This is a genomic window from Methanobacterium paludis (genome assembly GCF_000214725.1).
In the GTDB taxonomy this organism is placed as follows: Archaea; Methanobacteriota; Methanobacteria; order Methanobacteriales; family Methanobacteriaceae; genus Methanobacterium_C; species Methanobacterium_C paludis.
The window spans coordinates 181,338-203,533 of sequence record NC_015574.1; the positions used below are offsets into that span (position 1 = coordinate 181,338).

The 22,196-nt window shown below is 36.4% G+C and carries 16 protein-coding genes and 1 tRNA gene; 7 read left to right on the forward strand and 10 right to left on the reverse strand.

Going from position 1 to position 22,196, the window contains the following annotated elements; translation table 11 throughout:
• Positions 1–501: 501 nt before the first annotated feature.
• From MSWAN_RS00785 to MSWAN_RS00820, 8 genes are all read right to left on the reverse strand, one after another.
• Positions 502–1,629, reverse strand: coding sequence for a DUF362 domain-containing protein (locus tag MSWAN_RS00785; protein WP_013824708.1), 1,128 nt, complete (start codon positions 1,627–1,629; stop codon positions 502–504).
• Between the two features lie 107 nt (positions 1,630–1,736).
• On the reverse strand, positions 1,737–2,660 hold the full coding sequence (locus MSWAN_RS00790) for a lysylphosphatidylglycerol synthase transmembrane domain-containing protein (RefSeq protein ID WP_013824709.1): 924 nt from the start codon (positions 2,658–2,660) through the stop codon (positions 1,737–1,739).
• The gene (locus MSWAN_RS00795) at positions 2,636–3,277 is read right to left on the reverse strand and encodes a PHP domain-containing protein (protein ID WP_013824710.1); all 642 of its coding nucleotides are present in this window, start codon (positions 3,275–3,277) and stop codon (positions 2,636–2,638) included. Before MSWAN_RS00795 ends, MSWAN_RS00790 begins: the two co-directional genes overlap by 25 nt.
• A gap of 85 nt (positions 3,278–3,362) precedes the next feature.
• Positions 3,363–4,232: a decaprenyl-phosphate phosphoribosyltransferase gene (locus MSWAN_RS00800; RefSeq protein WP_013824711.1), complete on the reverse strand. Its 870-nt coding sequence runs from the start codon at positions 4,230–4,232 to the stop codon at positions 3,363–3,365.
• 446 nt (positions 4,233–4,678) lie between these two features.
• Positions 4,679–5,722, reverse strand: coding sequence for a 5-amino-6-(D-ribitylamino)uracil--L-tyrosine 4-hydroxyphenyl transferase CofH (gene cofH, locus MSWAN_RS00805; RefSeq protein ID WP_013824712.1), 1,044 nt, complete (start codon positions 5,720–5,722; stop codon positions 4,679–4,681).
• A gap of 474 nt (positions 5,723–6,196) precedes the next feature.
• Positions 6,197–6,306 (reverse strand) — tRNA-Met (locus MSWAN_RS00810).
• A 381-nt stretch (positions 6,307–6,687) separates the two neighbouring features.
• Positions 6,688–7,068, reverse strand: a complete 381-nt coding sequence (locus tag MSWAN_RS00815; RefSeq protein ID WP_013824713.1) for a CBS domain-containing protein — start codon at positions 7,066–7,068, stop codon at positions 6,688–6,690.
• A 177-nt stretch (positions 7,069–7,245) separates the two neighbouring features.
• Positions 7,246–8,634, reverse strand: a complete 1,389-nt coding sequence (locus MSWAN_RS00820) for a DUF1254 domain-containing protein (protein WP_013824714.1) — start codon at positions 8,632–8,634, stop codon at positions 7,246–7,248.
• A gap of 856 nt (positions 8,635–9,490) precedes the next feature.
• Here MSWAN_RS00820 and MSWAN_RS00825 point away from each other — a divergent pair.
• Positions 9,491–10,147, forward strand: a complete 657-nt coding sequence (locus MSWAN_RS00825) for a hypothetical protein (RefSeq protein WP_227716977.1) — start codon at positions 9,491–9,493, stop codon at positions 10,145–10,147.
• Between the two features lie 168 nt (positions 10,148–10,315).
• On the opposite strand, the gene MSWAN_RS00830 is transcribed toward MSWAN_RS00825, so the two are convergent.
• Complete coding sequence (locus MSWAN_RS00830; RefSeq protein ID WP_013824716.1) at positions 10,316–11,683, reverse strand: glutamate decarboxylase; 1,368 nt, start codon at positions 11,681–11,683, stop codon at positions 10,316–10,318.
• A gap of 211 nt (positions 11,684–11,894) precedes the next feature.
• Positions 11,895–13,460, reverse strand: coding sequence for an MFS transporter (locus MSWAN_RS00835; RefSeq protein WP_013824717.1), 1,566 nt, complete (start codon positions 13,458–13,460; stop codon positions 11,895–11,897).
• A gap of 385 nt (positions 13,461–13,845) precedes the next feature.
• On the opposite strand from MSWAN_RS00835, the gene thiC reads away from it, so the two are divergent.
• The 6 genes from thiC to MSWAN_RS00865 all read left to right on the forward strand — a co-directional run bounded on the left by thiC (position 13,846) and on the right by MSWAN_RS00865 (position 22,110).
• Positions 13,846–15,117 (forward strand): phosphomethylpyrimidine synthase, encoded by a 1,272-nt coding sequence (gene thiC / locus MSWAN_RS00840; RefSeq protein WP_013824718.1) that lies wholly within the window; start codon positions 13,846–13,848, stop codon positions 15,115–15,117.
• A 284-nt stretch (positions 15,118–15,401) separates the two neighbouring features.
• The gene (locus tag MSWAN_RS00845; protein ID WP_013824719.1) at positions 15,402–15,680 is read left to right on the forward strand and encodes a glutaredoxin family protein; all 279 of its coding nucleotides are present in this window, start codon (positions 15,402–15,404) and stop codon (positions 15,678–15,680) included.
• Positions 15,677–16,201, forward strand: a complete 525-nt coding sequence (locus tag MSWAN_RS00850; RefSeq protein WP_013824720.1) for a ferredoxin-thioredoxin reductase catalytic domain-containing protein — start codon at positions 15,677–15,679, stop codon at positions 16,199–16,201. Before MSWAN_RS00845 ends, MSWAN_RS00850 begins: the two co-directional genes overlap by 4 nt.
• 390 nt (positions 16,202–16,591) lie before the next feature.
• Positions 16,592–17,434, forward strand: a complete 843-nt coding sequence (locus MSWAN_RS00855; protein WP_013824721.1) for a helix-turn-helix transcriptional regulator — start codon at positions 16,592–16,594, stop codon at positions 17,432–17,434.
• Positions 17,435–17,710: 276 nt separating this feature from the next.
• The gene (locus MSWAN_RS00860; RefSeq protein ID WP_013824722.1) at positions 17,711–19,879 is read left to right on the forward strand and encodes a PAS domain S-box protein; all 2,169 of its coding nucleotides are present in this window, start codon (positions 17,711–17,713) and stop codon (positions 19,877–19,879) included.
• Between the two features lie 563 nt (positions 19,880–20,442).
• A complete protein-coding gene (locus tag MSWAN_RS00865) occupies positions 20,443–22,110 on the forward strand; it encodes an ATP-dependent DNA ligase (protein ID WP_048188151.1) in 1,668 nt (555 codons plus the stop codon).
• The last annotated feature ends 86 nt before the right edge of the window (positions 22,111–22,196 follow it).

A 22,196-nucleotide genomic window follows, 5' to 3' on the forward strand; every position in this document is an offset into this window, starting at 1 on the left:
CTCATTGAAATGTTTAATAAGTGTTTTCCCAAATCTCCCCCAATTTTCACCTTAATTGCTGTTTATAAAGGAATTAACCTGATATTTTGGACTAAACATAATTTTAAAAATAGTATTATTCTTTGTTATCAATTAAGAACTAAAATCCCTACAATTTTTAATTTTAATTGATATTTAAAGTTTATAATTGATATTTAAACTGTTATAAATGGTTTTTTATAGAAATAAAATTCTTAAAGGGCTTAAAAAAATTTAATTTAAACATTGAAATGGCTTACTTAAATAAGATAAAAGATATTTTTAGGTAGCTCATGAAAGGATAGGAATTGGTTATTGGTTAGGAATTGGTTATTGGTTAGGAATTGTATAAGAACGAAAGAAAAATTAGATAAGAATTAAAAAAAGAATTGGAATATCCCAAAGGATTAATTTCAGATAAATGTTTTAAAAATAAAGCTTTAAATCACCCCTGAATAATTTAGAACAAATATTTATGTCTATTTAATAAGGATCCCACTCCTTTACTTCGGTAAATTTAGGAAATTCCCCATATTCATATTTTTCAAACATATGTCCCCATTCAGTTTTTTTGAACTCATCTATATTCTTTTTACCAGTTCTAGGGTACCAGAGTTTGTCATGATAAAATTCTGAAGCGAATATGAATGTTTTGAAGATGGGGGAGTTGAATAATAGGTGGTGCAGCCATTTGATATTCATGGTTTTCTTCCTGATTCTCTGATCCCATTTAATAACAGGACTCTTATTTACATGGAATCCAAAGTTAAGATCCTTCAACTCTCCTTTATCCATACCAACAACTTCGATCTGATCCACATCTCCCATTCCAAGCCCCCTATCATGGGCCATTTTGATGTAATCTATTTTTAGCGGGTCAAATCCCATAATTTTAGCCGCTAATGCATCTATTGCAACCGGGTCTGAACTGGCCAGTATCACATTTCCTATAAATGGGTCCATGGTACGTGGACCTGCGCCATTTCCACAGACGCATCCATCCATAACTGTAAAGATACCGGGATGAATCTCTTTTTGAATTGCCAGAAGATCAACCAGCACTTCATGGATCTTTTTATGGGCGTGGTGTCTGTATTTGGGTATTAAACCTCCGAAGGCGTTCTTCATGGATCCTGTGGTTGTGGTGTGGCCATGGGTTTTCATAGTTGGAAGATGGATGATGTTGTTGCCATAAAACATCTTTGGAACCAGAACCTCGCCGAATATTTCCTCCATCACCATCATTTCAGATTTTGGATGATGAACAGTCCATTCTACATTAGTTAAAGGCTGAAAATCTGTCTGATATTTTTCAAGGAGGGGAAGCCACTTGTTTAAATATGCTCCTTTCCATGGATGAGTTACAACGGTCTGATTTTCCACAGCTGTGACATTCTGGAATTCATCTTCTTTTAAGGTTTTTAAAACACCTTCCAGTTGCCAAGGGGGAGTGGAACAGGCTGGATAAAAAAGGGTCCATGAAAGGTTTAGTTTGAGAATGGTTTCATTTTCATGGGAAATGGTTTTATTGTATTGAGCCATGTGCATTAATTCCTGGTAATCTTGTACCAGTGTTTCAGGTGATGTTTTTAAAATGGATACTGTTGACATTAATTTGCCTCCTAAAGCATTTTTTACTTACTATTTTCTTAAATATTTTCTTAAATTTATTTTTTAAATGATTTGGGTTATTAAAATGATTCATTTAGTATGATTCGTTACTTTTTATTTATTTTTGATTTTCCCAGCAGATAAACTGCAAGACCCAGGAGGGTTCCATACCATAAGGTGGCGAAACGTACTATAATAGCTACACCAACAGCTATGGTGGCGGTTAGTCCAAAAAATTGCAGCAATCCTGATAATGTGGCTTCAGCAACACCTAAACCTCCGGGGATCATACTAAGAGCCCCTGCCAGGGAAGCAAAGCTAAATGTGAAGGTGGACACTAATATGCTGAGGTGCTGGCCAAAGGCGTAGATGGCCATGAAAAGGGCCAAACATTCCATAAACCATGCCATTAAACCTAAAATGGTGGTTATTATGAGATTTTTAGGTGTTAATGTTTTCTGGAATGTTTCGTGCATACTTCGAACATCTTTGGAGTATTTTCCTGCTCTCCCCTCCAGAATACTGATTAACTTGTCTGAAATTCTTGGAGATCTAATTGCCAGGACAAACACGGCAAATAAGAGGAGGATCACCAAGATGACGTAGGCTCCCTGTTTGTAGTAGATTATACCCAGTAGGGAAAGGAACACCAGGGCCAATATATCAATTAAACGGTCACTTATAACCACAGGAACTGTTTTACTGAGACTTTCACCATTTATTTCTTTTATAAGCCATCCTTTCCATATTTCACCTGCTTTGGCCGGGGTTATGGTCATGCAAAGTCCACTGAAATACACGAAGAGGTTGTCACTGAGTTTTAAATTGATACCAACCTGTTTGAGGAAGAAATCCCAGCGGATAAACCGTATGAAGTAGCCCAGAGTGGTCAAAGCCAATAATAAAATGAGGAAAATCCAGTTAAAACTTTCCATGGCAGATAAAAGTTTATCAAAATCGGCGTACACTCCGAGAATCAGGTAAACTACCACTGCAAAGACGAGTATTAACCAGAACTTGTTTTTTTCCATGTTTTCAGCACCTTGGTGAGTCCTAAGTTAATGAAGGAAGATTTTTGACCAAAAATTGTGAAATCCCCCTCTTTGAATGCATCTGCCGGATCCTCTGACCCGGTATCAATGCCGGCGTTCCCAATTTCATGGGCAAAATGGGCATCGCTCCCAGCTATAACATTTAATCCATGTTTTTTTGCATATTCTTTGGCTTTTTCATTGTACTTGCTGAGAAAACAGCGAGAATTGAATATTTCTACGTAATCGATCAATCCTGCATCATCCTCTGTGGGTTTAAGTCCATTTCCACGAAGTTCATCAAAGGGGTGTGGCAGTACAACAAGGCCGTTTTGTTCCTTTATTTTGTCAATTACCGCTGAAAATTTATGTGAAAGGATATCTTCCGATAGGAAAAGACCTATCACCTCACCACGTTCTGTACTTATTTCAGAGCCAACTATAACCTTGAAATTTTTTCTTTCAAATTTTTTAGTTTCTAACCCTCCTTTAATTGTGTTGTGATCTGTTACCGCTATTCCAGATAGGCCTTTTTTGACAGCTGTTTTGACCATGGTTTCAGGTTCCATCCAACTGTCTGGGGAGTATTTAGAGTGTGTGTGGAAGTCATATTTCATGTAAACATCTCTTTTTTTTGATTGAGTTAATTTAGAATGATTTAATTTTCTTATTTGAATTGGATTTTCTATTTCAATCTCATTTTCATATTAAAACTGTCAGTTTATTAAAATAAAGAACTCCAATCACTAAGAAAGCCCACAATGCCATGCTTAGCACCATTCCCTTATCTTTAAACAACATTTCAGGATCTCCGCCCATTTCTTTGGCATTGATAAGGTATAAATAACGGAATATACCGTAGAATGCCAGGGGTATGGTTAGCATGATGTAGAGACTCTTTGAAAAAAAGGTGTAGATGGAGTAAGACATGATCAATGAAGCAGTGGTGATGTTCATCATTTGATCCAGCATATCCGTGGAGTAACCATCCAGTATGTTCCTGTGACTTGTTGCTTTATCCTTGAGTAAAATCAGCTCATGTCTCCGTTTTCCCAGAGCCAGGAATAAAGCTAGAAGAAATGTAGCGATTATAAGCCATGGAGACACGAAAACACCAATAGCCACGCATCCTGCAACAGCTCTGAGTACAAAACCTGTGGAAATGACTAGGATGTCCACTATACTGATCTTTTTTAGGAACAATGAGTAGATCAGGATCAGGCTGAAGAAGCCGAGTGAAACTATAAATAAGGATATGTTCACCAGGTAAGCCAATCCCAAGGCTGTTATGATGAAAATTGTTGAGAAAAACAGTGCATGGGATGCTTTTAACCTTCCAGATGCTAAGGGACGCTTACATTTTTTGGGATGATTTCGATCCTTATCAATGTCCAAATAATCATTGATAATGTACATGCTTCCCGAAAGCAAGCAGAATACTATAAATGCAGAAATAACATTTATCCATAAGTTAAAATTCAGAAGATTCAGTGAAAATACGATCCCAATGAATATAATTAGGTTTTTGTACCACTGTTTGGGTCGCATTGATATTAGGATATCTTTAAACATTTGATCACCTATTTAATTTTTAACGCTCTCGCTCTTTGTAAATTAAAATGATTCTTAGCGGAGGTTTTATCATCAAATAGGTAATAGTGAGATATAGCAAATGTATTTCAATAGACCATTATAAGTGTTTTGGTTACTGTAATTGCTTTAACTTAATACTCTAAAACTAAGATGAAATTTTTTGCACTGGTTTCTTATGAGTATTTCAAGATATGATCCCTGTTTTTCCTGTTAAATTTATGAAGAATTGTACATACCTCAATTAACACATAAACTTATTCATAAACTTATTTTTATACGACTTCATGATTTAGTCTAATCTCTAAGCACCTAAAAAAAAGTAATTTAAAATCTAGGACAATTAAATTTTGGGGATAATTCCTGAGAGTTAGCTCCTAAAAAAAAGTAATTTTAAAAAGAATGGGGAATATGGAGATATTATTGAGTTAAACGCGTTCATAGGTGGTGGTACGCTCTACGGGTATACGTCCTATGGCTTCTACTGTTTCAACCATTTTTTCACGGGGCATGTATTCTCCGTAGGATGCCCCTGCAGCTATGGATATCTTGTCCTCCATCATGGTACCGCCCAGATCATTGGCTCCGCAACAGAGGGCTATCTGTGATGTTCTGATTCCCAGTTTTACCCAGGAAACCTGGATGTTGGGCATGTCCCTACCGAGGATCACCCTTGCAAGGGCATGCATCTTCAGATCTTCCATTCCACTTGCACCCTCTGATACTTGGCCCAACTCGTTGTTCTGGTTTAGGAAGGTCATTGGAACTAGTTCTGTGAATCCCTGAGTTTCACGCTGTATATCTCGCAGTATCAACATATGGTCGATACGGTCCTCCCAGGTTTCTACACTACCGTACATAATGGTGGACGTGGTTGGGATGCCTAGACTGTGAGCTTCTTTGATTATATTCACCCATTCCTCTGTTGAAACTTTTTTAGGGCATATCTTTTCCCTAACAGAATCCACAAGGATCTCTGCAGACGCTCCTGTCATGGTGTCCATTCCTGCCTTTTTAAGAGCCTTCAGTGCCTCTATTGTGGTCATTTCTGAGGATTTTGCAGTTTGATAAATTTCCACGGGGGACAATGCATGAAGGCAGATATCAAATTTTGATTTGATGGCACTGATAAGGTCACAGTAATAGTCAACTGTCATGTGGGGCATGATACCACCGAATAAACATATTTCAGTAGCCCCTACTTCTTTTGCTTCGTTGATACTTTGTAATATCTCGTCAGTTGTCATTTCATATCCGATATGGTCCCTAAAAGAGCAAAAGGTACATCCGATCATGCAGTGATCCGTGATATCAATTGCCTTGTTGGCAACAAAGGTAACTTCATCACCTACAATCTCTCGACGCAGTCTGTCAGCAACATCAAATAACTCGAATGGATTTGAATCCACCAGCTTTAAAGCATCTTCTTTTGTGATTTCTCCATTGAGTGAGCGTGTATATATGTCTTCCATAGTTGAAACCTCCATTTTTCAGGGTATCTCCATACTTTTAAACAACTGTAAGTTGGAAAAACTACAAGTTGGAAAAGGCCAATTTTCCATTAAATTTTCATGAAATTAATAGAAATTAAGGTATTGGTTTGGGATCTATTAATATGGTTCATAATCATCCCTTACTATTTTTTAAACTTTCCCATCATAAAAAAACCAATTTTTTTCATAATTGATTTATCCGGAGATCATAAATTGGATCACTTAAAGTACGTCGTAAAAAACGGGATTTCATAAAGATAAAATTGGTTTTTAATTATAGTTTTTAAAAAACATCTTCTAAAAGGATTTTTTACTCAAAAGAGTTCAAAAACTAGTTATATTTACATTTAAACTGAGTTATTACAAAAAAAAGATGGTTATGGTCACTTTTTATAAAAATATGAAAATTAAAGAGTCCTGAAAACTGAAAGAGGCCTTCAAGTTATTGTGAAGTGCCGGGGGCGGGATTCGAACCCGCGGCCTCACGGTATCCCAGGAAAAAGTCAGAGCACTGCTTAAATACCCTATGAGCCGTGCGCTCTAACCAACTGAGCCACCCCGGCGTGGCTTATAAGCTGTTAGATTTCATCTAACTTATACTTTTCTATCAACAACGTAGCTTAAAAATGTTTTTATGATGTTTTTACCTATTTTCTATTATTTAGACAGAATATTACGGTAAATATTCAACTTTACAAAATCATTATTAAAGCTTTATAAAATTAGAGATGAATTGTTATTAAACAAATTAAACAAATTTTCAATTGTTATAACTACTTAATTAGGTTAATTTAAAATTCAAGTGCAGAAATGGTGATAGTATGAATGAACATGTGTTTGGGGCATTTGGAACAATAATTGGGTTATGTTATCCATTTGTATATTGCCATGTTGATTTTTATAAAAAAACATAAAAATTTAGATTAAATTTTTAGGAAATCCAATTAATCGTCCAGATCTGCGAGGGCGCGAATGAGGGAACTCTGGGTTATGAGACCTACCAGTTTCCCATCTTCAACAACAGGGATCCTCTGGTAACCTTTATCTGCCATTATTCTTGTTATATCCTTTATTTGGGTTTCCCTATTAACTACCATGAGGTCCTTACTCATTAAATCGTTCACCTTAAGTCCAAGGGCCTCGCCACCGGCAAGGAGAATGTCTCGATGGGTTATGATACCTAAAAGTCTTTTTTTATCAACAACTGGCAATCCCCCCACGTTGCAGCGCATCATTTTGAGTTTTGCAGCTGCTACAAGGTCTGTGGGTGTGGTTACATGCACTTCGCTGATCATGATGTCCTTGGCGTGTAGGTTCTTTATCATGGAACTATTTTTGTTGATTTGATCTATTTAAATAATTTGAAAGATCAAAACCCCATGTTGATCAAAAGGATATTAAATTAGAGGATACCAAGATCATTAAAATCAGATTATATCAAAAGATTCAAACATGCTGAAGGTTTAAAGTAAATCCAACTAAATGCAAATCAAAAATTTAATCTATTTTTTTTGAATTGGGGGTAGCTTGAAAATTCCTTTGTAAATACCTAAAACGGGTTTTTTAGGCAAATACCATCTAAAAGTTACATTAAATGAGTTTTTTGGTGCGGGTAACCAATTAGATTCTTTTCCAGTTTGAGGGGTGGTGCTTTGCAGGTATATATCAATAGATTCATCTTCATTGTATTTTAAGCCGGGGACCTGTGATCCCACTTGATAACGGTTGATAGAGTTGGGTACGAACATCATATCAGCGTTGTAAAGGGTAAGAGACCAGAAAGCGTCATGTTGAGAGTAAATAGTTTTGGGTAACTTCAAAATGTATTTGTTAGTTCCTTTGAGTGGATTACCATCACTATCTTCGAATGCAGTTACATAGACAACTTCATCTTTTGGCAGGGCCCCAATGGCTCTTGTGGCGTAAACTGCCCGATCTAAATACTTTAAGCCGTAATTTCCCATTTCTTTCGGGGGAATTGTCCAACCATTGAGGATAGTGGGGGCATGATAAGTGGCTGACTCAATGATCTTGGATCCAGTGTCTACAGCTCTCAAAAGACCTTTATGCACTGCAGAACCAAACTCGTCACGATCAAACTTCATGCCAGGACTGATTCCAATCTGGCTGAAAAGAGCCATCAAACCCTCTTGTTTTTGATCCAGAGGAGGAGGATTCTCATTTATGATTCCGTTCAGCAGCTCGAAGAAGTGGAGTGGATCGTTGCTGAAGTCTGGATCCATCTGGTCTTTGGGGTTTCCGTACCTTGAAGGCGGAGTGTAGTTGGGATTTCCCCACTGAGACAGTGGAGTGAGAAGGATTCCTTTCTGAAGAGCTTCCAGAGGTTTGACATTTTCATCGCGAATGTTTTTAGGCGCAATACGCTGTAACAACCAGATCCAGGGTGTTGGGGCCACAAAACTTCCGTTAAGGCATGAGGGTAGATCTCCCTGCCATTTAGGACCAGTGATGGCGAAATTACCTCCCTTCTGGCCGATTGTGTTTGTCCCAAATATCTTGAAAGTGTTCTGATAAAAATCAATCAGAGCCACAGAATAATATATGGATGGGTTCATGTCAGGTATGGACAGGATCAGGGGTTCATTGCCGACAAAGGCCCAGGCTCGGGCATAGAGTGTATTGTTATTGGGCATTGCATTGTATGTATTGTCCACATTTCCAAGCTCATTTAATCCAAAAAAAACACCGGCCGGTGCTACTAAATTTTTATTATCTCCGTAAAGTTCAGTAAAACGAGTAGAATATGAAATATAAGGGCCAATCCCCCATATGTATGCCTGGGTGCCTATTGTGTAGGCATTTTCTTCGACACATTTTTCAAGGAGGACATTAGAATCTGATTCTTGATTTTTAGCTATATTCCTAGCCATAATACTTCCCACCTACACAAACCTAGTTTCATAAAATCTCAAAACCAAAAACGAACCATATGGTGGAAATTTATGATGAAAATTTAAATAATCAACTTTTCATAGCTACTTACATAATATGTATGAACACTTATTTATTAATTTTCCAGAACAAAAAAATAATAATTTTTAGTAAATATTAATTCATTATTTTGATTTGTATAATTCTATTTGGCTCTATTTATTATATTTAATCTTAAAATTGCTTATAATAATAAATAACTAATTTAAAATAATTTAAACTGGGATTAAGTTATAATCATTTCATGAAATTCTAAAAGAAAACTTATCCATTTTATAAATTTAATTTTTTTATTGAAGCCAATAATTTTTGAAAAAATCTTGCATGAATCATTTTTTAGTAGTAAAAAGGTATAAATTAAATCATGTTTTGGGGTTTATGCAGTTATTTTTTAGTAAACGTTGAATTTATGTGATTCTTTGATTTCTTGCGTAAAGATAAGATTGTGGACATTAAACTTAAAATTTAAGGAAACTACAATTAAATAGGATACAATTTGGAAGGTTTTAAACCAACATGCCAGACGAACCAAATAAAAGGACCCAGAATGAGAAAATAGATCAAAGTGCCAATAATAATTTGCCTGCTCTGGATCTGCCCAAGGACTGGGATTACGTCTCATCTGAGGGTATAGGGCCATTTGTCACCAAGGCAACCTTCAAACATCCGAAAGGTTATTTTATCACATGGAAATCACGATATAATCGTAAACATAACCCTTTACTTGAAAAAAGTCATGGATCGACATGGTGGGCGCCCGGTGCTGTGGGATGGTGGATTGGCGTGTTATTTGCTATGGGCGCGACCAGTTTTGCGCTGGGATCTGCACCTAACTACGCTACATGGGTTGGGAATAGATTAAATGGGTTGACTTTTTTTGCAGGGTCATTGTTTTTTACCACAGCAGCGTTTCTCCAATATTTTGAAGCTGTAAACGCTATTAGGAGCCCTAAAGGCTTTAAAATAATGGAAAGGCTAAAACTAATGACATGGGAGCCGAAGCGTATTGATTGGTGGTCAACTGTTGTGCAGTTTGTTGGCACCCTACTTTTTAACGTTAACACGTTTGAAGCCCTGCGAACGAACCTTTTAACCGCGCAAGCAAACCATTTAGTGTGGGCTCCGGATATGCTTGGTTCTGGATGTTTCCTGATTGCTAGCTCGCTTGCATGGTTTGAGGTTGTTCACTCTGTCTGGTCCTGGAAACCTCAAAATATCTCATGGTGGGTTGTGGCCCTGAATATGATTGGTTCTATTGGATTTGGCATTTCAGCAATTTCTGCCTATACATTACCTGCTACAGGCCAGTTTATCAATGTTGCACTGGTAAATATTGGTACTTTTGTTGGGGCGGTCTGTTTCTTTGTTGGGGCGATGCTGCTCCTTCCTGAACGTACCCAGACAAATGAACTTAAAAACTCTGAAAAAGATGATTCTATCATGGATTCATAATTTTATTCCATCAGAGTATTCATAATCTTTGAATTCACTTCGTTGCAAAAACATTTAAAAAAATTTTAAGGTGGATAGAAACCATGGGATTAAAAAATTCAGTAAAGGAAAATAAATTCAGTAAAAAAAATTGAAGAAGGATTCTAGGGATTTAATACGGAAAAAGAATTAATACAGCAAAGAAGGATTTTCACCAGTTTCAAAACCTTCCTTTTCGGTATCTTCTTCCTCTAACGTGTGATAAGCCTCTATTAAATCGTCTAAAAGCATGTCTACCATTTCTCTGCCGAAGTTTTCTTTGATAACCATCCTCATAACAGCTACGTCCTCTGCATTCTTTGGAAGAGTGTATGCAGGTATTATCCAACCTTTCTGCCGCAGTTTTTCTGAAAGATGGAAGACTGTGAAGTCTGAATTCTTTAAGCTCATGGTGACCAATGGAAACATGATATCTTTGTTGATCACATCAAATTTACCCGATTCTTCAAGTTTTCTGGCAAGATACTTGCTGTTATCAATCATATTTTCCATAATTTCCCTGTAACCACTTTTTCCAAGTCTTATGAAGTTGTAATATTGAGCAATTATGGTGCTACTTCCCTTTGAGAAGTTAAGGGAATAATTTGGCATTAAACCACCAAGGTAGTTTACTTTAAAGATTAACTCTTCAGGAAGGTCTTTTTTGTCTCTGAAAATCAACCAACCAACTCCTGGGTAAACAAGCCCGTATTTGTGGCCGGATACATTGATGGATTTTACCTGTTGGAGTTTGAAATCCCATTCAAGATCTGGATACAGGAAGGGGGCTACAAATCCCCCGCTGGCTCCATCAACATGTATTGGTATGTCCCAGCCCTTTTCTTTTTTGATATCAATTAAAAGCTGGTTAATCTCGTTTATGGGATCCATCTGTCCTGTAAATGTTGTCCCTAAAACAGCACCAACGCAGATGGTGTTTTCATCAATTTCTTCTGCAACCTGATCCACGGTTACAGTGTAAGTATCCCTTTCTAGTGGTATTAATTTCAATTCCACATCGAAGTAAAGGGCAAACTTCTCCCAGACAGTGTGCACATCCGCACCCATCACAATGTTGGGTTTGCCAAATGGCTTTCCTTCCGCTTGTCTGCGTTTTTTCCAGGTCCATTTATGGGCCAGAAGTCCCAGCATAATGGCTTCTGATGAACCTATGGTGCCTGTTCCAACTGAATGACATTCCTTTGGAGCATTAAACAGCCTTGCAAGCATGTTAATCACTCTTTCATGTATTTTTTCGGTTTGAGGGTATTCATCGTTGTCAACAAAGTTTTTATCGATGCTTTCCATTATCAATTTGTCTGCTTCAGGTTCCATCCATGTGGTTACAAAACTGGCCAGATTCAAAGCAGGATTGCCATCCAAATTCAGTTCATCATGTATCAATTGGTATGCTGCACGTGCAGGCATACCATCTTCGGGCATCACATATTTTGGGACACTTTCAGCAAAATATCTGCTTCCGTAGGTGGTGGTTAATTCCTTTTCAGATCTCTTCATCTTATCCAAATTTTTCTTTCCAGATAACGTTTCAACCCCTCCATCAAATCATTTACCAATTTTTTATGGAATTCTAATTTAAGAATTTCCCTTAAGAATTTCCATTTATTTTAGACTTCATAATTTTTATCTTATCTGTTCTAAACATTTGTTTTAAACTTATTTAACCTCTTTTATGAATTAATTACAAAATGTCAATGAATTGTGTAAATTATGGAGGTATAAAGCCCTTATTGGGCTTTGGGGGCCTTAAAAATAGGGATAATATAAATCCTAGCAACATAACTATTGAGACGCTATCAAAAGCGCTTTTCATGGCGGAGCTTAGGGTGGAATTTACAACGATGTAAGCAGTTGATTTTTCATTTTCCTTCAAACCAGGAATATCTACTGTTTTCATCTTTTCTACCCATGTCATTAAGTTCTGCTGAACTTCTTGTTTGGAGTATTCATTGGGAAAATTCTGTTGTACTGCAGTGGATAAACCGCTGAATGTTCCAAGCAGGAGTACAACACCTATAAGGGCTGTTCCAATGGATGATCCTAGATTAGCTCCTGTTGTCATCACACCAGATGCATCGGCCTGTTTATCTGCTCCTGCAGAAGATAATATTAAATTTGCAGTGGGCGGAATTGATAGTCCCAATCCAACCCCAATCAGAAATGTTCCAGGTATAAGATCTGTAATCTGTGTGTTCAGGTTGAACTGGTAGCGGAGCAACAGGCTGCCTGCCATACCTACTAAAAATCCCATAGAGATCATACGGCGAGGTGAAATATAGGATGATATTTTGGAAGAAGCTATGGAAAATATTAATAGACCAACAGTTAAAGGTAGAAGAACCAGACCTGTTGTGAATGCATCTGCACCGAGCACTCCCTGTAAGAAAACAGGTAGTACAAATACGGCACCGGCCAGCGCCAGTTGCATTATCAATCTGCTCAGGGTTCCCAGGGTGAAATTTCTGTCTTTAAATAACCTGATATCGGTTAGAGGTTTTTTATCCCCCTTTACTCTTCTCTTTTCTCTGATGTAAAATAAAGATAAGACTAATACTCCTCCCCCTATGAGAAATGGTGCTTGTTCCCACCTTTTAAGGCTATTAAGACTTAATACTCCTAAAACTATTAATAACAATCCTGAAGCGGATAATATTCCTCCTATGATGTCTATTTGAGATTTTTTCATTGTGGGTGGGAAGTATTTTATTTTGTGGGAGTTGATAAGTATTGCAGCTATCACAATCAGTTCCAGTCCAAAACCCCATCTCCAACTGAAGAATGTGGTGAGAAAACCTCCAATAAGTGGGCCAATAGCTGCTGCCACCCCAGCCATGGCGGTCCAGATCCCAAGTGCAAAGGCGCGGTCTTTTCCACTGTAGGTTCCTGTGATAATTGATGCAGTGGCTGGTGTCATGAGGGCAGCACCTACACCTTCCAGTATAGACCAGCCAATTAGTAACATGAACGAATTAATACTTAAAGCGGCAATTGCAGTTCCAACACCATAGATAGATGCCCCTATAAGAAATGCTCTTTTTTTCCCCAGAACATCTTGCATCTTACCGCCTATAAGCATTAAAGATGCCATTGTTAGGGTATAAACTGAAATAATGGTTTGTATAACACTTACCGTGGTGTTTAGATCCTTGACAAGGGTTGTGATTGCAACGTTCATAAATGTGGAATCAAGGGCTATTACAAAAGCAGATAAAGAAACAATTATGAGGGCAGTCCAGCCAATCTTGGATTTTGAATCCTTAAAATTTTCTTCCATAACTCCCTCCGAAATATTTCATTTTGGATCATCAAGAATCATAAAAATTTCTTATGTTATTAATTATTAGTGGTCACTCTATAAAACTAGTTGTATAAACCTCTCTAAGGAAAATTTAGGATCAGTTAATGGTAATTACTATGGAAATTCTTGTGATCACTTTTGACTGTGATCAGTTTTGATTACAAGATCAGTTTGACACAATAAATGGGATAGATAGATATAGGAATTTTGGTATACCATTAAATGGTTAAAACAAATATGATAATACTACTTGAATTATAGTTATGTCTTTAGAATGCGGTAATTTTAAGATATTTGTATTTTAGGCATTTGTATTTCAGATTATGTATTTCAAAATTCATGTTAAAATGAGGGATGAAAAGTGACTCAGATGCAGCAGGCCCTAAAAGGCCAGATCACAGATGAAATGAAAAAAGTAGCGGAAATGGAAGACATTGATATTCATAAACTCGTCAGAGGATTGGCAGAGGGACGTATCATCATTCCAAAAAATATTGAGGGCAAAAGCAGAGCTGTGGGGATTGGTAAGGGTCTCGCCACCAAGATCAATGCAAACGTTGGATCCTCTTCAGAACTTGAAAAAGTGAAATGGGAAGTTGAAAAGGCAAAAGCTGCCGTAAAATATGGTGCAGATACAGTAATGGATTTGAGCACAGGTCAGGACTATGAAAAGGTTCGAAAAGCCATAATGGAATCTGTTGATGTTCCAATAGGCACAGTACCAATTTACGAGGCAGGTATTACAGCTTCAAAGAAAAGGGGCGCGGTTATAAACATGGATGAAGACGATATGTTCCATGCCATAGAAAACCAGGCCAAGGCAGGTGTAGATTTTATAACTGTGCACTGTGGAATAACCATGGACTTGATTGAAAAGGTTAAAACGTCCAACAGGATAATGGGAATTGTGAGCAGGGGTGGGTCGTTCCTGGCAGCGTGGATACTCAAGAATCAGGAAGAAAACCCACTTTACAGCAATTATGATTATCTTCTGGAAATAGCAGCAGAATACGATGTGACTTTAAGTCTTGGAGATGGATTAAGGCCGGGATGCCTCCATGATGCATCGGATGTGCCTCAGATTCAGGAACTTGTAACACTGGGGGGGCTTGTTGAAAGGGCCAGAGAGAAGGGAGTTCAAGTGATGGTCGAAGGGCCGGGGCATGTTCCAATAAACCAGATACAGGCAAACATGCAGATCCAGAAGACAGTCTGTAAAGAAGCACCATTTTATGTCTTAGGACCACTTGTAACTGATCTTGCGCCCGGTTACGATCATATAACCTCTGCAATAGGCGGAGCAATTGCAGCAGCATCTGGTGCTGACTTCCTGTGTTACGTTACACCTGCAGAACACCTTGCAATACCCAACGTTGAGGATGTTAAAGACGGTGTGATAGCATCTAAAATAGCTGCTGAAGCAGCTGATGTTGCAAAGGGCGTAGGAAATGCTTGGAAACGAGAACTTGAAATGGCCCATGCAAGAAAAGATTTTGACTGGGAAAAACAGTTTGAACTTGCCTTTGACCATGAAAAACCCAGAAAATGCAGGGGACGTAAGCCCACCGAGGAGGATATGTGCACCATGTGTGGGGAGTTCTGTGCTTTAAGGCTTGTGAGAGATAATATTTAAAAGAATTAGGGTTTTATCAAATTGACCTTAATTTGGCCCTTAATGTATTAGATAACCTTTATTAATCCATATTTTTTATTTTTAAAAGGCTAATTTCATTTTTTTTATTTAAAAACCAGCTTTTATTCAAAATATTCATATTTTTTCATAAAACTCTTCTTATAACTATTAATATAATCTTTTACATAATTTAAGAAATATTGTAGGTAAAAAATATTTTAAATATTTTAGTATGTTCCTTGAAAGTTATATAAAAAAATTACATCTGTTACGGGGGTTAAGATATGCCAATGCAGCACGTAGATGGTGAAAATAAGGGTAAATTAGTTCTTTTTGCTTTAAGTACATGTCAATGGTGTAAAAAAACCAGAATGTTAATTGAAGAACTTGGAACAGAATATGATTACATATACGTTGATCTCTTAAAAGGAGATGAGAGGACGGAGATCGTAGAAGAAATTAAAAAATGGAATCCACAACTTTCTTTCCCAACACTTGTTGTCAACGATGAAAAAGTCATAGTTGGATTCAAAGAGGATGAAATCAAGGAGAACCTGGCATGAGTGGTGTATCAGACATCACCGATGATGAGGTCGATGTATTTTACAAAAAGCTTAAAAAACAAATAGAATCTGTAGGATATCACCTCAATCCTGATGTGGATTTCACAAAGGAACTTTTGAGAAGTATAATCGTAAACGAGAAACGCTACGGCTATGGTGCATGCCCCTGCAGGCTGGCATCGGGGGATAAAACGGAAGATTATGATATTGTCTGCCCATGTGATTACAGAGACCCCGATCTAACGGATTATGGTGCCTGTTACTGTGGGCTGTACGTTTCAGGGAAAATTTTGAGCGGTGAGGATAAGTTAACATCCATACCTGAGAGAAGACCTTCTCCTGATGAACGTGTAGAGGAACGTGCAAAATTAAAGGCGCAACAAGCTACTGAAACTATATCTACCCTGAAAATGCCTGTTTGGAGGTGTAAGGTTTGCGGATACCTCTGTGCAAGGGAAGAACCGCCTGAAATCTGCCCTATATGTAAGGTTTCCAAGGTGAGGTTTGAAAGGTTCATTTAACTTCTGCTGAATCCAAACAGAAGTTTTTTTCATGAATTAAAATCTTTTCATGAATTAGAATCAAAATTTAGGTATTATAAATCTAAAGTTTTTCTATAAATTAAATTTCTATTTTTTTTATTTCTATGTACTAAAGTCGATTAAAATTAATTGAATTACGATTATATTGATCTATTTTTTCTAAATTTTAAGAATAAAATTTGTCAGTTAAATATTATGAAAGAAAATTAGTAAGAGCAGGAATATTTTTAATAATTGATAACGGTATTCCCTAATCCCCAGTTAATACAAAACTTTATAATCAGTTATTGTTAACTACTACATAAAAATTAATTGATACATAAAAAGTGATTTTGAATTGAAGTTGCATAATTAAATTATCGGTGAAATATGGTGGATATTGAGGATATATTTGAGATCTATGAGAATACTAAGGATGATATGAAGTTTTTCACAGCATCTGAGGTTCGGGCAAAAATACTCATAAGCTTGACTGAGGGGCCGAAGAACCTTGCGGATCTTAGGAGTGACATTCATCGTAGCCCATCCACAATTCTACATGGAATGAATCAACTTAGGGAGAAAGAACTTGTCTTTAGGGAGTCAGGGCAATATTCACTTTCTCAGACCGGGGAAATATTGACCAATAAGATAATAGACACAACGAGGGCCGTTAATTCCGTGAACACCTGTAAATGTCTGTTTTTGAACCATGAGATAAAGTCTATTCCTCAGAGCCTTATTAAAGATATTGGCTGTTTGAGCAATGCTTATACCGTAAAATCAACATCTATAGACATATTAAAACCGCATACAACCCTTTCAAATCTTTTATCAAAAACAAAAAATGTTAAACATCTATCATCGGTGTTTTATCCTCAGATTGCAGAATTATTCCTTAAAGTCATTGAAAATAATGTTAAACTTGATCTTATACTCACCGAGGAGGTTTTGAACAAGTTTATTGGAATGGTCGGCGTTGAAAAACTGAAAAAACCAATTTTGGCAGGAGATCTCAAATTATGGATTGTAAACGATGGTATGAAAATTTTCTTCACAATGGGAGATAACTTCATTTCCATGGGACTTTTTTCAACTGAAGGATCCTACGATGTTAACGTTTTTTTAATCAGTGAAAATGAAAATTGTGATGGTGAAGAGGCAATTTCATGGGGAAACAGACTTTTTAACCACTATTTAAGGAGTGCTAAAGAATTTAAGTTGGAATCCTAATAAACTAAAGTTTTATTTCATTGAATAAAATCTTGCCACAGAATGGGGTTTTGATGTGTGTATAGGCTTTTAACCATTATTTAAGGAGTTTTAAAGAATTTAAACCAAGATTCTAATAAGCTAAAGTTTTATTGAAGTCCTTAAAATCCATAAAAGTACGTTTAGTTATTATAATTTGAATGTATTAAATTTAACTTTAAAATGAATTTCAAAAGATATAATATCTAAAAGATAATAACTAAAAACATAATCCTGTTAAATTAGTTGAGGTTTTTTATGAGCGGATCCAAAAGACTTCCAGAACTGCATGGAAAAAAAGAAAGAGATTTGTTTGAATCAGAAGCTTATTATCGGGCAATATTCGAGAATACGGGGGCTGCAACTCTATTTTTAGATGAGGACGCATCGATAACGCTGGTAAATAATGAATTTCAAAAGCTCACAGGTTACTTGCAAAAGGATTTAGACGGTAAAAAATGGTTAGATATAATTTCTGATGAAGATTCTGAAAGAGTCGATAAATACCATAATTTGAGGATGATTAATCCAAAGTCTGCCCCCCGCAACTATGAATTCCGATTCAAAAAAAAAGATGGCAGTATTGGAGATGCTTTTATAACCATAGCAACCATTCCGGGTACAAAAAAAAGTATAGCATCATTTATAGATATTACCGAGCGTAAAAAGGCTGAAAAATCACTTATGTTGAGTCAAGAAAGGTACCGTGCTATTGTGGAAGATCAAAAAGACATGATAAGCCGTTTTCTGCCAGATGGAACTTTAACATTTGTTAATGAAGCCCAATGCAAATTTTTTGGTGTAGATAAGGAACCCATAATAGGAAGCAGTTTCTTTGATTTTTTATCAGTAGATGGTCGTAGAAGAATTGAAGAATTCATAAAGTCAATTAGCAAGAAAAATTACAAGGGAATGACCGAAGACGTTTGGAAATACTCAAATGGGGAAATGAAGTGGATACGGTGGTATTACAGTGTTATATTCAAAGATAAATGTGACATTGCTGAAATTCAGGCTTCTGGGCGGGACATCACAGATCTTAAGGAATCTGAAAGAAAGTTAAAGGAAAGTGAAAAGAAATTCCGAACTCTTGCAGAAACTGCAAGTGACGCAATTTTTATAGCTGATTCATCTGGTAAGTTAACATTCTGTAATGATGCCGCACTATCCTTATATGGTTATAAAAAAGGAGAATTAGCTGGAAAACAGGTTGAAATGCTGGTGCCTGAAGAAACAAGGCTTAATTTTGAAAAAGGTTTTGAACGATACAACATAGACAATAAATACACTTTTATAGGGAATATGCACGAAATTTTGGGTTTAAGAAAGGATGGAAGCAAGTTTCCCATTGATATTTCCCTTTCCACATGGAAGATCAATGGAAAGAGGTACATAACTTCTATAATTCGTGATATAACCCAGAGAAATGAATCAGAAAAACGGATTAGGTTCCAGGCAAATATTTTGGAAAATGTTTGGGACTCTGTTATTGTAACGGATCTCCATGGGAAAATTATTTACTGGAATAAAGGTGCAAGTTCTATCTTTGGCTACTCTCCTGAAGAGGCAATTGGAAGTGATATGGCACTAATTTGCCATAATACAGATAAAAAACAGTTTGAAAGGGATTTAGACCATGTATTAAATGGAAAGGATTGTGTGAAGGAAAATGAATGCATGCGGAAGGATGGTTCCAAAGTTTGGATGGATGTTAGGGTAACCAAAATGCTTGATTCAAATGGAAACCTCGCAGGATTTTTGAATGTTTCAAAGGACATTACAGAACGTAAAAAAAGTCAAAACGATATAAGTGCAGCTCTTGAGGAGAAAGAGATGTTGTTGGAAGAGATCCATGAAAGGGTCACTAAGTACATGCAAATGATAGCTGACTTGTTCCAACTTCAATTAGATATAGAACATACTAATAATAGTGAAAGTTTGGATAGCAAAAGCCGTGTTAAATCAATTTCTATGATTTATGATGGGCTTATCCAGTCAGATGACTTTGGAATAATTGACTTCTCAGAGTACATAAGAAACCTTATAAAAGGTATAATAGACTCTTATGGGGTTGATGAGAATATTATAAAGTTTGATATAACTTTTGATAGCATACTAGATATTTATACGGCTATTCCATGTGGACTCATTTCAAATGAACTGGTTACAAATTCCATAAAGTATGCATTTCCCAAAGGAATTAATGGCAAAATTTGCATTGATTTTAACAGAGACGACTATGGAAACTGTGTATTAACTATTGAAGACAATGGAGTAGGTTTCCCGGAAGGTTTAGACTTTGAAAGTACCAATAGAATCGGTTTAAAACTTGTAAAAACTCTTGTAAAACAGTTAAATGGTACAATAGATCTTGTACAAAATAATGGTACTAAATTTCAGATTAAATTTAAGGAATTAGAATACTAGGTTTCAGATAATTAACTGAGCTTCAAATAATTAAATTAAAATTTTACTAAAAAGTTTGTTCTATTTTTAGGGGAATTGTCTTAAATGGATTTCAATTTTTAAAAAAACAATTTTAAAAAGTCTTCTTTTTTTAACATTCAAAAATTCTCATTATTTCTGATTATTATTTTTAGATTATAATAAAACAATTAATTAAAGCAATAAACTTAGATAGATAATACAACAAATATAACTAAAAACTAATTATAAACAAACTTTAAAGAGGTTTAAAAAGTTTCTAACAAAAGTAATTTCATTTTCCAAATTAAAAGATATTTTTTTATCTAAAGTTTGTCCAATTTTAATCTAAAGGCTGTCCAATAATTCAAAATCTGAAAAAAATATGGTAAATATGGCCTTAAACTCAGAAATAAGTAAAATTGTACTGTTAAAAAATAGGTACCGGACAGCCTCAAAAACTGTTTAAAAAAAATTTCGAAAAATTAAAAATCTGATTAACCTGTTTGTGATAGCTATGATAAAGTTGTGGAGCAGGTGGAGATATTATGAATTCAAAAATCAATATGAAATATATGGAGCTTGTGGAAGTTTATGAAGCATTGGATTCCACAACTAAACGGCTTGAGAAAACCTCAATTTTAGCGAAGTTCTTTAAGATCATGGGAAACGAAGAGCCTGAACTTCTCCCAATTGTTACTTTGATGTCACTTGGAAGAATATTTCCAACATGGAGTGAGGAAGAACTCGGATTGGGTTCTAAACTTCTTATGAAAGCAATATCTCTGGTTGCTGGTGTGGGCCCTGATGATGTTGAAAACATGACGAGGGATGCAGGGGATATAGGCCTGGCTGCAGAGACACTCCTCAAAAGAAAGCAGCAGTCAACTCTTTTTGCAAGGCAACCATTAACCATTGAGAAGGTTCACAGCAACTTAATAAAGATAACAAAGATATCGGGAAACAGAGCCCAAAATAAGAAGATGGAAATTTTAAGGGAGTTATTCTCATCTGCATCACCTAAAGAGGCCAAATACATAACAAGAACAGTTTTAGAAGAGTTAAGAGTTGGAGTGGGTGAGGGAACAATAAAAGATGCCATTTCAGAGGCATTTGAAGTTGAAAAAACCGCTGTTGAGCGGGCACACATGCTCACAAACGATCTGGGGCTTGTTGCAGAGGTAGCAAAGGAAGAAGGTGAGGAAGGACTTGGAAAACTTACTCTGAAACCCGGAAAGCCTGTTAAACCCATGCTTGCACAGTTATCACCAGGTATCAAAATCAGCGTAGAAGAAATGGGATGGGCTCTCTGTGAAACAAAATATGATGGTATACGGGTTCAGATTCACAGATTGGGAGATGATATCAACATATTCACCCGAAGACTTGAAAACATTTCAAATGCAGTACCTGAAATCGTTGAATACATAAGAAAATCGTTACCTGCCTGTGACTTCATTGTTGAAGGTGAAATAATTGTTACCCGAGATGGAAAACCAATTTCATTCCAGTACATACTCCAGAGGGTTAGGAGGAAGTATGATATTGAGAAGATGAGGGAGAAGGTTCCTCTGAAACTCTATTTATTTGACGTTCTTTACTACGATGGGCCTCAGATTGATACTCCGTTTGAGGAGAGGCGAAGGATACTTGAATCAATTGTAACTGTTACAGAACACAAGCTTGAACTTTCCAGCCAGGTCAAAACAACACCTGAAGAAATATGGAAGGCTGAAGATCTTTTTACAGCATCCATAAAAGGTGGGCATGAGGGTATAATGATAAAGGATCCACATGCACCATATATGCCTGGTATACGGGGTAAAAAAATGCTTAAATTAAAGGCAGTACCTGAAACTCTTGATCTTGTTATTGTTGGCGGAACCTACGGCAAAGGGAGGAGGGCTCATGTTATAGGTTCTTATTTACTTGCGGTTAGGGATGAAAACAATGATTTCAAAACTTTAGCCCATGCAGCAACAGGACTGGATGATAACATGTTAATTGAACTTTCCAGAATGGTTGAACCGCTTATTGTGAAGAAGATGGGTCGAAAGGTTGAAATAACTCCTTCAATAATTCTTGAGATTGCCTACAGTGAAATAGTGAAAAGTCCAGAATACGAGAGCGGTTACTCCTTGAGGTTCCCTGTTGTCAAGAGGATAAGAGAAGATATTGGTCTTGATGATATTGATACTGTTGAAAGGGTTGACTCCATGTTTAAAGAAGTTTAAAAAAAACTTTAAACACTTTTTACTTTTAATTTACTACTTAATTTTAAAGTGGCTTTATGTATTTAAACCATGTTTAACTATCAATT